This window comes from Kitasatospora sp. NPDC001660, assembly GCF_053596725.1.
Window position 1 is genome coordinate 32784 of the sequence record NZ_JBSFGU010000031.1, and the last position, 12903, is coordinate 45686.

General features: G+C 72.5%; 9 protein-coding genes. 4 read left to right on the top strand and 5 right to left on the bottom strand.

What is annotated here, in order from left to right:
• The first annotated feature begins 51 nt into the window (after positions 1–51).
• Together ACWCXH_RS27655 and ACWCXH_RS27660 are read left to right on the top strand one after the other, a co-directional pair.
• Positions 52–1287 carry an AAA family ATPase gene (locus tag ACWCXH_RS27655; protein ID WP_449804188.1) on the top strand — a complete coding sequence of 412 codons (1236 nt, stop codon included), beginning with the start codon at positions 52–54 and terminating at the stop codon, positions 1285–1287.
• Positions 1284–2510: a vWA domain-containing protein gene (locus ACWCXH_RS27660; RefSeq protein ID WP_449804189.1), complete on the top strand. Its 1227-nt coding sequence runs from the start codon at positions 1284–1286 to the stop codon at positions 2508–2510. Before ACWCXH_RS27655 ends, ACWCXH_RS27660 begins: the two co-directional genes overlap by 4 nt.
• A 444-nt stretch (positions 2511–2954) precedes the next feature.
• Here ACWCXH_RS27660 and ACWCXH_RS27665 read toward each other — a convergent pair whose 3' ends face one another.
• Positions 2955–4577, bottom strand: a complete 1623-nt coding sequence (locus tag ACWCXH_RS27665) for an ADP-ribosyltransferase domain-containing protein (protein ID WP_449804190.1) — start codon at positions 4575–4577, stop codon at positions 2955–2957.
• 156 nt (positions 4578–4733) lie between these two features.
• On the opposite strand from ACWCXH_RS27665, the gene ACWCXH_RS27670 reads away from it, so the two are divergent.
• Positions 4734–5411, top strand: a complete 678-nt coding sequence (locus ACWCXH_RS27670; RefSeq protein ID WP_449804191.1) for a macro domain-containing protein — start codon at positions 4734–4736, stop codon at positions 5409–5411.
• Positions 5412–5603: 192 nt separating this feature from the next.
• Here the strand turns inward: ACWCXH_RS27670 and ACWCXH_RS27675 are convergent, their stop codons facing one another.
• The 3 genes from ACWCXH_RS27675 to ACWCXH_RS27685 form a co-directional block, all read right to left on the bottom strand.
• The gene (locus ACWCXH_RS27675) at positions 5604–6743 is read right to left on the bottom strand and encodes a nucleotide disphospho-sugar-binding domain-containing protein (protein ID WP_449804192.1); all 1140 of its coding nucleotides are present in this window, start codon (positions 6741–6743) and stop codon (positions 5604–5606) included.
• A 31-nt stretch (positions 6744–6774) separates the two neighbouring features.
• Entirely contained in the window at positions 6775–8130 is a 1356-nt protein-coding gene (locus tag ACWCXH_RS27680) for an ATP-grasp domain-containing protein (protein ID WP_449804193.1), read from the bottom strand.
• A gap of 98 nt (positions 8131–8228) precedes the next feature.
• Positions 8229–10292, bottom strand: a complete 2064-nt coding sequence (locus ACWCXH_RS27685; RefSeq protein ID WP_449804194.1) for a PEP/pyruvate-binding domain-containing protein — start codon at positions 10290–10292, stop codon at positions 8229–8231.
• Between the two features lie 528 nt (positions 10293–10820).
• Between ACWCXH_RS27685 and ACWCXH_RS27690 the strand changes: the two genes are divergently transcribed.
• Positions 10821–11273, top strand: a complete 453-nt coding sequence (locus ACWCXH_RS27690) for a cupredoxin domain-containing protein (RefSeq protein WP_449804195.1) — start codon at positions 10821–10823, stop codon at positions 11271–11273.
• A 224-nt stretch (positions 11274–11497) separates the two neighbouring features.
• Here ACWCXH_RS27690 and ACWCXH_RS27695 read toward each other — a convergent pair whose 3' ends face one another.
• On the bottom strand, positions 11498–12883 hold the full coding sequence (locus ACWCXH_RS27695; RefSeq protein ID WP_449804196.1) for a DUF6519 domain-containing protein: 1386 nt from the start codon (positions 12881–12883) through the stop codon (positions 11498–11500).
• Positions 12884–12903 lie beyond the last annotated feature (20 nt).

Below are 12903 nucleotides of genomic sequence, written 5' to 3' on the forward strand. Positions count from 1 at the left end.
CTCTCTTCTCGAAACTCCTCGAACTCCTCGCACTTCCCAAAGGTGATCTCCATGTCTGCTTCCGTCGTGCCCGAAAAGTCCGAACTCGACGTCGCCGCCGATCTGTTGGCACTCCTGTCCGACACCACCACCGAAGCCCGCCCGGACGACCAGCTGGAGGCCCTGACGCTCGCCGTGGCCGCCGACCTCCCCGTGCTCCTGTGGGGCGAGCCCGGCATCGGCAAGACCGCCGCCCTCACCCAGCTCGCCGCGTCCCTCGACCTCCCGCTCACCACCGTGATCGCCAGCGTCCACGAGCCGTCCGACTTCTCCGGACTGCCGATCGTCGGCGACGACCCCGCCGAGCAGGGCGTCCCCATGGCCCCGCCGGACTGGGCCGTCCGCCTGGTCCGGGCCGGCCGCGGGCTGCTGTTCCTCGACGAACTGTCCACCGCGCCGCCCGCCGTCCAGGCCGCGCTGCTCCGGCTGGTCCTGGAGCGCCGCATCGGCGCTCTCCAACTCCCGCCCGACGTACGGATCGTGGCCGCAGCCAACCCGCGCTCCTCGGCCGCCGACGGCTGGGAGCTGAGCCCGCCGCTCGCCAACCGCTTCGTCCACCTCCACTGGGTCCACGACCACGAGGTCGTCGTCCGCGGTCTCGGCGGCACCTGGCCGCGCGCCACCCTGCCGAGCCTCGACCCGGCCGTCCTCCCGGAGGCGGTGGCCTTCGCCCGCCGCGCCGTCTGCGGGCTGCTCGCCGCCCGTCCCAAGCTCGTCCACCAGCTGCCGAGCAGCGAGGCCCGCCGCGGCGGCGCCTGGCCGTCCCCGCGCAGCTGGGACATGACGCTGCGCCTGATCGCCTTCGCGACGGCGGCCGGCTCCTCGCGGGACGTCCTGTCGCTGCTCGTCCGCGGCACCGTCGGGGACGGCCCCGGGCTCGAACTCCTCGCGAGCATCGACCGGATGGACCTCCCGGACCCGGAGGACCTCCTCACCGACCCGGCCGCCGCCGTCCTGCCCGAGCGCGGCGACCTGCGCCAGGCCGTCCTCGACGGCGTCGTGGCCGCCGTCCGCAACCGGCCGACGCGCGAACGCTGGGACGCGGCCTGGGCGTTGCTCGTCCATGCGATGCAGAGCGGCGCCCCGGACGTCGTCGTCGTCCCCGCCACCACGCTCGCCTCGCTGCGCCGCGACGACTGGGACGTCCCGGCCGCGATCGACCGGCTCGCCGGCGCGGTGGCGCTGTCCCGGCGCGCGGACGCCGCGGCGGACCGGGTGGCGGTCCTCGCGGGCAAGGGCGGCCGATGACCGCGACCGCCCTCGACCTCGACGTCGACAAGCTCCTCGCGGCCCGCCTGATGGCCGCCCGGGCCCGCCCCTACCTGGCGACGGCGCTGTTCGCCCTGCACGTGGTGGAGTCGCGGGACGTGCCGACGATGGCCGTCGACGCCCACTGGCGCTGCTACGCCTCCCCGGGTTTCGTCGCCCGGACGCCGGTCGAGGACCTCGCCGGCGTGTGGGTGCACGAGGTGTCCCACCTCCTGCGCGACCACCACGGGCGCAGCGCGCGGTACGCGAAGCAGCACGGGCTGACCGGCCCCGGGGAGCAGCTGCGGATGAACATCGCCGCCGACTGCGAGATCAACGACGACGTCTACGGCGACGGCCTCGTGTGCCCCGAAGGGGCTGTTCTCCCGGCCGACTTGCAGCTGGCGGAGGGTGAGCTGATGGAGGACTACCTCGGGCAGTTCCGGCTCGGTCGGCTCCCCCGGCACTTGGCCTGGCTCGACTGCGGCAGCGGCGCCGACGGCCGGGAGCGCCCGTGGGACCTCGGCCCGGACGGCGCCCACGGGCTCAGCAGGCAGGAGCGGGACGCGGTGCGCTTCCGGGTGGCCCAGGGCATCGCGGGCCGGCCCGGGAACGCTCCGGAGGGCTGGCGGCGCTGGGCCGAGGAGGCGTTCCACCCGCCGCAGCCGTGGCGGGAGTTGCTCGGCGCGGCGGTCCGGTCCGCGGCCTCGGGCGGCGGCGTGGGCCAGGACTATTCGTACGGCCGCCCGGCCCGGCGCTCGGTGAGCCTGCCCGGGATCGTCCTGCCGAGCCTGCGCCGCCGTCCGCCCCGGGTGGCGGTGGTGGTGGACACCTCGGCGTCGGTCAGCGACGCCGAACTGGGCAGCGCGCTGCTGGAGGTCGCGGCGATCGCCCGCGCGGTCGGCGGCCGGCGGGACCTGGTGACGGTGCTCTCCTGCGACGCGGCGGTGGGGACGGTGCACCCGCTGTGCAAGGCCGAGGGCATCCCGCTCATCGGCGGGGGCGGCACGGACATGCGGGAGGGGTTCGCGGCGGCGCTGCGCACGCGGCCCGACGTCATCGTGGCGCTGACGGACGGCCAGACGCCCTGGCCCTCGGTCAAACCGCCGTGCCGGACGGTCGTCGGGCTGTTCCCCCGGGGCATCCCGAAGTGGGCCGAGGAGAACCCGGACTACGTCCCGGACGCGCCCCCGGCCTGGGCCCGGGTGGTGACGATCGGATGAACCTCGCCGTGGAGGTCCTGGGCGGCCCTGGCAGCGAGGAGCGCGCCGCACCCCGGCCGAGCTGACCGCCGCCCTGGCCCGCCACGGTCTGCGCAACGAGGACGTCCGCGAGTTCAAGCCCCGCGACCCGCGCACGCTGGTCAAGGCGATCCGCGCGCGTCGCGCCGGGCGGATCACCGATGACGAGATCCCGCCGCTCGTCGACTTCGTCCTCGCGTCGGGCGTCCGGCGCCTCGTGACGTACCTCGGGTACGCGCGGAAGTGAGTGCCGCCCGGTCAGCCATCGCCCTGGGGTGCGGTAGACGGCGAGGCGCTCGGGGTCGGTGACGTCGTAGTTCGGTATCAGCAGGGCGGTCGTGTCCGGTGCTCCTGTCAACTCGTATGGCTGCTCGGCATGGTGCCACTACCCGCGAGGCCGCCGTCCGACCGGTGGGCGGGGCCCGCTCACGACACCAGCGGCTGCTCCTCGACCTCCGTCAGCCGCACCGTGCACAGTCCGCCGCGTTCGGCCTTCACCTCCGTCACCTTGAGCTGCGTACCCGGCAGGAGGATGAACTCCTCCTCGCCGGTGAAGGAGGAGAAGTCGCGGATGCCCACCGCCCGGGCGGGGGTCACCTCGAAGAGCGTCCGCTTCCCGCGGCTGCCGAGGAACGACCGCGCCACGCCCGGCTCGGACGTGCACGAGGACACGCCCCACCACGTCACCGTCCGCCCGAGCGGGTACTGCGCCCGCAGGTCCAGCGGCACCCCGCGCCACAGGGGTGCGGTGCGCGCCGGCAGCCCGGACACCGCCGCGAACAGCAGCCGAAGGTACGGGAGGTACGGCACCACCTTCGCCCGGTCGGGGGAGCGCAGGACGGCGTTGATCTCCCGGTAGAACGCGGACTCGCACGTGTAGAGGAAGAGCGCGGCGATCGCGTCCGAGGACAGGCCGCCGCCGGCCTCCTCGTCCGCACGTCGCTTGCCGAACTCGTGCGAGCGCTCGACGTGCCGGTCCAGGCCGCGCAGCAGTGCGGCGACCGGGCCGACGGCGTCCCGGAAGTCCATCAGCGGGGTGTCGAACACCCCGGTGATCTCCGGGAGTTCGAGGCCCTCGTCCTTCACGCTCGCGAGGCGCTCGAGGTACAGCTGGTGCAGTTCCATCGTGGACGCGATGAACGCGCCCATGCGCTCGGCGACGCCGTCGTCCGCCGCGCCGCCCTCCGTCGGCTGCCGGTTCCAGCCCCTGCTCGGCAGCCAGTCGACCTCGTCGAGGCCGAGCGAGGCGAGGGCGGCGTTCACCGTGCCGAAGTGCTCGCCGTCGCAGAAGATGTCGCCCTGCGCGGCCGGGTTGGCGTGGTCGATGTGCCGGACCTCGACCCCGGGGTACTTCTTCTGCAGCCGGAGCACGACCTGCTTCAGGCTGCGCGCGTGCGCGCCCCACCACGCGAAGACGACGGCGCGGTCCTCCTCGGCGGCGTTCTGCTTCGCGCTGAGGATCTCCTCGACGATCCGCTCCGCCACCGGGCGCCAGAACGCCGTGTGCCGGTCCGGCCCCATCGCACCGTCGCTGCTCGCGGTCAGTGCCGCGTTCAGCAGCAGCACGCCCTGGGTGAGCATCGCCTGGAACCACTCCGGCGGCTGGACGGTGTCCTGCTCCTTCAGCAGCGCGCGTATGTCGGCGATCGGCGTCTTCTTCGGGATGCCGTACTTCCACATCGCCGCGGCCTTGATGATGCAGCGGATGCTGACGACCCGGCCGAACTGGCTGTCCTTCCAGTCGTGGAAGGTGTTGTCGAACATGGCGATGCCGGTTGCGCTCTCCGGCCGCGGGTACGGGTTCTGGCCGAAGACGACCACCTTCCACTTGTGCGGCGCGTTGGGCTTGAGCGCCTGGAAGGTCAGTTCGCGGACGGGCACGACCGCGGGGCCGCGGTTCGGGCCGATGAAGGAGGCCGCGTCCGGCCGCGCCTCGATGGCCGGCCTGAGCAGCGGGAGCCACGGTTCGCCGCCGCCCTGGAACAGTTCGGTGAGGGCGAGCGGGTCGTTCGGGTCGGGCTGGGCGGGGGGCGGGGTGGCTTCGCTCATGGCGGCGGAACTCCGGAATGGTCGCGACGTGCTGACGGTGGGAAAGCGCTGCCGAGCGTACGGGAGCCGACCGACAACGCCGCCGGGCCGCGTTGTCGGTGCGGCGCGCTAGCTTCGTGTCCGTTGGAAGGACGCACTCCCGATCGGAGCATGACCATGGACCGCACGCAGTCGCCGCTCAGGGTGGTACTGACCGACCTCAACACGACCGTGGTGGATGCGTGGCGGGCCGCGTTCGCCGATACCCCGGGGATCGAGATCCGCACCGGATCGATCCTCGACGAGAAGGTCGACGCCTGGGTCAGCCCCACCAACTCCCGCGGCCGGATGGACGGCGGGGTGGACGCCGTCATCAAGCGCCACCTGGGCGCCGGCATCCAGCTGCGGGTGCAGCGCGCGATACGCGCAGGCTTCGCCGGGCACCTTCCGGTGGGCAGCGCGGTGTGCGTGCCGTCCGGCGCGGTGAACCCGAAGTTCCTGATCTCGGCCCCGACGATGGAGACGTCCTCGCAGAACGTCAGCGAGACGCTCAACGTGGCCCTCGCCTGCGCCGCCGCGTTCCAGGCGATCCACCAGCAGAACCGGAAGGCCCCGGGCAGCATCGAGTCGGTGGCGCTGGTCGGCATGGGCGCCCGCACCGGCCGCGTTCCCGCCCGCGTGTGCGCCAACCTGATGTGGTCGGGCCACGCCCTCTTCCACGACCACACCTTCGAGGACTACGCCGACCTGCGCACCACGATCCTCGCGCAGCTCGACGACATCGAGAACGCCCCCGCCGACCACCCGGTCCGCATCACCCCGCCGACCACCGCCACCCGCCGCCGCACCAACTGAGGCCGGCGGCTGTCCGGCGCCCAGCAGGGCGCCGGACAGCAGGGGCCCGCGAAGAAGCCGGTGTGCCAGGTGGGGCCGACGACCGCGTTGCAGCGGCCGCGCCGGCCCGCCGGGGCGACCTCGTCGACCAACGGGCCCTGTCGATCGGCCTGACCGCCGTTCCGCGGGCAGCCGCCGAGCCGCCGAGCCGCCTCAGCCGGCGGTGCGGGTCGTGCCGGTGAGCCGCGACGCCAGTGCCGCCGGGCTCGGCATCGCCGCGATCTCGGCGCTGACCTCGCGCGCGGCCCGGCCCAGCGACTCGTCGGTGAGCAGCCGGTCCAGCAGCGCCGGTCCGATCTCCTCGGCACCCGCCCTCAGCCCGGCTCCGCGGGCGTGCACCGCGTTCGCGGTGATGAAGCGGTCGGACCCGTCGGGCAGGACGAGCTGCGGGATGCCCGCGTCCAGCGCGCCGAGCGCGCTGGCGCTGCCGCCGTGGTGGATCGCGGCCGCGCACGTCTCCAGGAGCGCCCGCCACGGCACCCAGCCGTACGGGCGGACGTTGTCCGGCAGGGTGCCGAGCGTGCCGAGGTCGAGTTCGCCGGTCGCCAGCACGAACTCCGCGTCGACGTCGGCAGCCGCCGCGATCACCCGTTCGAGCCTGGTCAGGCCGTCGGTCTTGGGCGGCACGGTGCCGAGCGTCACCGCGACGCGCGGGCGGCGGGCGGGTGCGGCCAGCTGCTCGGGGACGTCGCCCTCGCCGTTGTACGAGACGGGGCGCATCGAGCAGCCGTACAGATCGCCCCCCGACGTGCTCGGCGGCGCGAGGTCGATGGTGTCGGCCGGCTCGGGGAGCCGGTCGATCCCGTGCCGCGCGAAGGTGTCCGCCATCTCCGCGAGCATGAGCGCGCGCAGTTTCGGGGTGCGGACGAAGCCCAGGTCGTGCTGGACGGCGGGCACGCCCAGACGGGCCGCCGCGAGCAGGGCCACCGGGAACTGGTACTCGTACACGACGAGGTCCGGCCGCCACCGCGCGGCGAGCTCGACCATCGCGTCGGCCACCCGGCTGTTGACGTGGGCGGCGAGCGGGACGAACGCCTCGCGGTCGGCCGAGTTGGTCGCGATCACCCGCTCCATCAGGTCGGGGCGCCGGGTGCGGCCGGCCTCCCTGATCTCCTTGCGCCAGTCGACGCCCGGGGCGACGGACAGGTACGGCAGCCCGGACGCGGCGACCGGCTCGCCGCCGTCCATCGAGGCCACCGCGACCTCGTGGCCGAGCTCGCGCATCGCCCTGGCCAGCGGGACCAGCGGGAAGAGGTGGCCGAAGCCGGGTGCGCCGGCGAACAGTACACGCATGAAGGAACCTCGGTCGTCGGGACGGGCGGGATCAGGAGGCGGCCTGGTGCAGAGCGGCTTCCAGGCCGTTCAGCACGGCGGTGCAGTCGCGGTGCAGGGTGGCGGCGTCGACGGCGGTCAGCAGGTAGACCCCGAGCCAGTTGCGCGACCCCGCAAAGGGGTCGAAGGCAGGCACCGGCTCGCCCTCGGGAAGGGCGAAGGCGGGTACGGCCTCGATGGTGCTGCCCGGTGACAGCAGGCTCTGCCAGTCCACGGCCCGCGGGTTCCAGACCGGCCTGCTCCGCCAGGGCACTCCGGCCGCGTCGGCCGGCACGACGGCCACCGACGCGGCGGCCCTGACCCCGTCGGTCAGCATGGCGGCGGGGTAGTCGACGCGCTCGCCGAGCAGCTGCCGGACCAGCATGCCGATCGGGTCGAGCCCGAAGACCTCGTGGACCTGCCTGGTCGTCAGCAGGCCGCCGAACCTGGCCGCGGTCTCGATGACCACCAGCCCGCCGTCCTTCATCAGCTTCAGCTCGGTGTGCGTGCCGCAGTTCTCCAGTCCGAGCGCGTCGACGGCCTGCCGCGAGACCTCCTCGATCCTGCGCTGCAGCGGCACCGGGAGGACGGCGGGCGAGGTGCTGGCCACCTCGACGAAGGACGGCACGGTCGGCAGCTTGGCGGTGATGGCCAGCGGGTGGTAGACGCCGTCCGCGACGATCCCCTCCACGCTCACGTAGTCGCCGTAGCCGGGCTGTTCGTACCAGCCCTCGGTGGAGCCCCGGGCGATCTCCTCGACCAGGCGGTCCCGGTCGGTGTCCGGGGCGTAGAGCTCGTTCATGCCGACCCGGCTGCCGGCCCGGAGTCCGCGCTCGATCTCGGCCCACGCCGGGGCGGCGTCCTCGGGCGAGTCCAGCACGATCTGGGCGACCGACCCGGCGCCCCAGGCCGGCTTGAGCAGCAGCGGGGGTGTGAACTCGGCCAGCGCGGCGTCCAGGTCCGTGAGACTGTCGACCCGGCGGAACCCGGGAATCGGCACGCCGGCGGCGGCCCACGCCTCCCGCATCAGCCGCTTGTCCCGGGCGCGGACGATCCCCGTGCCGGCACCGGCCAGGCCGAGCCGGTTCGCGGCGTGCGCGACGGCCAGCACCGCGAACTCCGAGAGGGTCAGCACCGCGTCGGCCCCGATGGCCTTCGCGTGCTCCACGATCAGCTCGACCAGCTTGTCGCCGCGCGGCGCCCCGGGCACCAGCTCGATGCTGGTACAGCTGGGCCGCCACGCGGCCTCCGCGGTCGTGGGCAGCGGCGCCAGCGCGAGGACGTGCAGCTCCCCGCAGGCGGCGATGCGCGGGAAGGCGTACTCGAGCGGGGCTCCGCCCTTGACGTAGACGTACAGAATCTTGTTCAACGTGCGTTCTCCTGACAGAAGTTCACTCGGCCGGGGCGCGCTCGCAGCGCCTCGCCCAGGGCCATGACGCGTTCGGTCGGTGTGGTGCTCGGGCCGCGTCAGTCAGTGGTGCGGAAAGGGCGCAGTTGCAGCAGGCTGATCCGGTCGTCCTCGATCGCCCACTCGATGTCGACCGGGGCGCCGTACGTCTCGTCGGGCGAGAAGTGCGACTGCAACAGCCGGCTGATCAGGCCCAGTCGGCGCAGGAGGTCCTTGGTCCCGGCGTCCAGGTCGGCGGCGGCGGTGCCCAGCGAGACCGTGCGGCTGCCGCCCTCCATGGTGTTGCACAGGTACTGGATCGGGGCGCCCCGGCCGGAGACCACGTCGGTCACCGAGCGCGGCGAGACGTTGAGGTAGACGTTGCGGAAGTCCTGCGGGCTCAGCGGGTTGCAGGTGACCAGGACGCCGCCGACGGTGGCGCCGACCTGCTCCTGGACGATCACGCCCATGCGGCAGTGCTCCGGGGGGATGCCGGCCTGGCTCCGCAGCAGCACCGCACGTGGCGAGAGCAGTGAGGCCCAGACCTCCCGGATCGCGTCGTGGACCGCGCCCGTGCCGCTGACGTGCGCCACCGACTCGTAGAGTCCGGCGGCGGAGAACCCGGGCAGGTCCTCGGCGTTGGAGGAGCTGCGGACGACCTGGACGGGGGCGCCGTACAGGTGCCGGTCGATCGCCCGGTCGATCTCGGTGCGGATCGGGTCGGGCAGCGGGGTGCTGCGGATCAGCCGCTGTGCTTCGAGGCAGAGCTCCTCGATCCGCGACTTCCCCTCAGGGGGCGAAGCCTTCCCCCGCGGGGAAGTCCATTGCCGGAGCTCGGAGTTGAGCCGGTTCACGGCGTTCCGGAGCTCCGCCGAGGAGTCGAGGAAGCACTGCTGGAGGGAGAACGGCAGCACGATCCCGCGCGGCACCTGGGCGTGCTCCTTCACCAGGAGCTGCGCGGCGGCGGTCAGCTCGGCCTCGTCCGCGCTCTCCGGGACGCCGAGTTGCCGGGCCAGGTAGCGCAGCAGGTTGTCCCGCGGCGGCCGGGGCACGCGGTAGAAGCCGAGCCAGCGGGGTGAGCCGTGCTGCAGCAGGTGAGTGAGCTCGCCGAGGCCGGCGGCCTTGGTGCCGAACCGGACGTGGTCGTCGGCCCGCAGCCCGGACAGCGGGGTGATCGGGGTGGGCGTGAGGTCGGGCAGGTCCACGGCGACGCGTTCGCCCGGCAGCGTCGGCCGAGCACCCTCGACGCCGCCGGGCTGCGCGGCTTCGAGGTGGAGGTCCTCGCCGTCGGCGTCGACCCGGTAGTGCACCCATCGGCCTGCCAGCCCGGCGCGGTCGATCCGGTCGACGGCTCCGACGCCGACGGCGTTGGGGATCCGCCAGCCGGTGGCCATCACGTTGATGTGGGAGAGCGGCGTGGTGTGTTCGGCGTGGATGATGCCGGACACCCGGGGAATGTCCTCGGGCACCCGGGGCATCACCACGATGTCGTGCCACTCCAGCGGCTCGGGGTCGGCCCGGTACTCCTCCTCCGAGCGGAACACCCGCAGCCGTCCGTGGGCCGCCCCGGGGCTCAGCGGCACGAACGCGGCCGTGGAATAGAGCTCGTGGGACAGGACGCGCGGTATCTCGGTCTCCGGGATGCGGGCGACGTAGCCCTCCTGCCGGTGGTTGGCCGGCTTGAGGACCAGCGGCAGCGACGGGTCGATGTGCTCGCGCACCCGGTGGTAGAAGAACCGCAGCATGTCCTGGGACATGGTGTCGACATCGACCGTTTCCAGGGACAGGAAGGCGTCGGCCACGTGGCCGCTTTCCGTGGCGCGGCGGGTGTGGCGCGCGAGGGTGCCGAGACAGAAGCGGCGATCGGGATTGCGATAGACATCGTCGTTGAACGAGTCGAGCCCGCGGGCCAGTTCGTCGATCGACATGCCGAGGATCTCGCACGCGATGTAGCGGACGTGGAGGGTGCCGTCGGCACTGTCGATGAAGTGGAGCACCGACTCGTCGCGGTCGAGCACGATCTTCACATAGGGATAGCCGCCGACGTGGCCGGCGAGCTGGGAGAACTCCTTGAGGGTGAGCTTTTCACCTGCGAGGCGGGGCCGTGTGGTCGCGTCGTTGCGATCCGAACGGTTAGTGCGCACAGTTCAGCCATTCGTCATCGTGTACACGATCATGTGTACCTGGTGCAGAAGGGTGGTACGGCTACACACAGAGTGCCATCAGATATGAATGTTTGACGAATGATCATGTGACATCAAGCCATAATGAATTGATTCGGCCATGCCGATCTCCGCCGGTGAAACCATTTCGGCACGTCAAGCTGTGGCAAAGGTCACATCAAGGATGCGCAGGGGTGGCGGATGCGCAATCAAGCGTTCCAATAAATGTTGACTCCTATACGACCTCGGGTGCACCGCGCCGGCGCAGTTCTTGGCCACCGGAACGCCCGTTCGGCCTTGGTCCACATCGCCGCGTCCCGCCCGCACCGGATGCGGCACCTTGCCCGCGCCCTCGTGCACATCCGGCAGCGCGCGAACCAGCGGGCCTGCCTGCGCGCACGTCACGAGCGGCCCTGAACAGTCAACCTGCCGAGATGCCCATCCGGCGGCACGGGGGATACGTTGGAGGAAAGGCCCTGCGTAAAGCCGACACACATCGGGGTGGGCATCATGCCTGAGAGATCACCCAGGAACACCAAGAGCAACGACAGTGCGCGCCGTCGGATCGGGAAGCCCCTGGTGGCTGCTGCCGTCGCGGTGGGACTCGGCGCGCTCGGCGCCTGGAGCCCGGCGGTCGCACCATCGCACGGCGTCGCCGCGTCCGCGGTGTCGCAGACGGTCCCGGCGGCCGTGCCCAAGGCCGCGGCCGCCGGAGCGCAGCAAGTCACCGTGGTGAACTACGCGTTCTCGCCCAGCACGCTCACGGTCAGCGCGGGCACCACCGTCACCTGGACCAACAACGACGCCGACGCGCACACGGTGACGAGCAGCGGCTCCGGCCCGCTCAACTCCGGCACGCTGAACCAGGGCGCCTCGTACAGCTACACCTTCACCACGCCCGGGACATACGCGTACATCTGCTCGATCCACCCCTTCATGCACGGCACCGTCGTGGTGCAGTAGACCGTGGCGAAGCGGCCCGGCCGATCAGTGCAGCGGCCGCCGGCTCGGCTTGCCGCTGAGCGGCAGCCCCGGTGGGTGAGGTTCCGCCACTGGGGATGCCGCTCTTGATTCTGCTCAACTCCCGTTTCTGGCCCGCCGGTTCTGCGGGTGCTGGTCGCCCACCGCACCGGAACACCCGCAGCCGGCGGAGGCTTCCCGGCGTGGGAGCAGATATGCAGGAGCCCTCAGCCGGGGCTGGAGTGGGGGAACGGGATTCGCAGGTCGACGACCTGGCGGACGGGGGCACCGGCCTCTTCGACGAGGGCGAGCGGTGCGTAGTGGTAGGTGATGCCGTCGGGCGGCCTCGACTGCGGCCGGTCCTGGGAGTCGGTGGGCCAGTCCACGCCGCCGGTGACGACGCGGGCAGGGATCAGCCAGTGGTCGCCCGCGCGGTAGGTACGGGGCTTGGTCGGGTCGTCGCTCGCTGCGAACTGCACCTCCACGCCGTCCTCGAGCGGAAGCCAGTCGTTCTCCCGGATCGGGAGGGCTCCGCCGGTGTCGGTGGTGCCGTCGCCGTTCGGCGGCGTCGGGAGCCGGTGGTCCCAGCGGCGCAACAGGGGGTGGCGGTCCGGGTCGGAGCCGACGGCCCGTCGGTTCGGGTCCGAGGCCGGGTCGGGGTCGAGGACGACTCGGCGGGTGGTGTGGTCGATCTCGGCGACGGTGTAGAGCCGGGGGCTCGGCCGGTCCGCGGTGTCGTCGGGGCCCCGGTGGATCCAGCTGTCGTCCACGATCTCGACGAGGTCGCCGGTCTCCAGTCCGAGCCTGCCGTCCCGGCCGAGCGTGTCCAACTCGACCGTGGCCCCGGAGAGGGGCCGGATCGGCAGGGTCACCGAGGCGTTCTCCCGGGACCACTTGAACGTCGCCGTTCCGGCCGTGCCGCCGCGGTGCACCTCGACCCGGTAGAGCTGGTTCTCGGGCCCGCGGTAGCCGGAGTCGGGCGACAGCTCGCTGGGTTCGCTCTCGGCCTGGGGGCGCTGGGCCCGGGCGGCGAGCAGTGGGCCGGTGCCGAAGGCCCGGGCGAGCCGGGCGGAGAGGAACCGGGATGCCGTCTCCTTGTCGGGGATGGCGAGGTCGGGGCCGAGGGGCAGCCAGCAGATCTGCCACACCACCTTGGTCCGGACGGTGGTGTCGGGTCCGTACAGGCCGAGGGCGACCTCCCGGATGGCCGGGGCCTCGTTCGCGGTGACCAGCCGCTCCCAGACCCTCAGGTAGACCAGGAACGCTCCGGCGGGCAGGGGCGGGTCGCTGTCGTCGAGGTAGCCGTCGGGCTGGGTCCAGTACTCGGCGCCGGTGCACTCGCACAGGATGCCGGCGACGTACATCCGGCCGGCCGACACGGTGAGGTCGCCGTCCGTGAAGTCGACTTTGAATCCGCCGCCGGCCTTTCCGTCAGGGCCGGCCGGGTAGGCGGCGGGCCCGAGCACGTCGGCGGCCAGGCTGCGCAGGTAGTACAGCAGGATCGCCGTCTGCTCGTTGATCTCGGAGTCGAGTTGCACCCGTCCCTGCTGGGAGAGGACGGCCGAGAAGCGCTGGGCCGGATCGAAGGTGATGCGGGAGAAGTCGCCTTGCATGGTTGGCTCCCTGGCTGAAC

Excerpts from the sequence above, each read along its gene's own strand:
- ACWCXH_RS27660 (WP_449804189.1), top strand. The coding sequence starts at position 1,284 with ATGACCGCGACCGCCCTCGACCTCGACGTCGACAAGCTCCTCGCGGCC.
- ACWCXH_RS27670 (WP_449804191.1), top strand. The coding sequence starts at position 4,734 with ATGGACCGCACGCAGTCGCCGCTCAGGGTGGTACTGACCGACCTCAAC.
- ACWCXH_RS27695 (WP_449804196.1), bottom strand. The coding sequence starts at position 12,883 with ATGCAAGGCGACTTCTCCCGCATCACCTTCGATCCGGCCCAGCGCTTC.
- ACWCXH_RS27690 (WP_449804195.1), top strand. The coding sequence starts at position 10,821 with ATGCCTGAGAGATCACCCAGGAACACCAAGAGCAACGACAGTGCGCGC.
- ACWCXH_RS27655 (WP_449804188.1), top strand. The coding sequence starts at position 52 with ATGTCTGCTTCCGTCGTGCCCGAAAAGTCCGAACTCGACGTCGCCGCC.
- ACWCXH_RS27675 (WP_449804192.1), bottom strand. The coding sequence starts at position 6,743 with ATGCGTGTACTGTTCGCCGGCGCACCCGGCTTCGGCCACCTCTTCCCG.
- ACWCXH_RS27665 (WP_449804190.1), bottom strand. The coding sequence starts at position 4,577 with ATGAGCGAAGCCACCCCGCCCCCCGCCCAGCCCGACCCGAACGACCCG.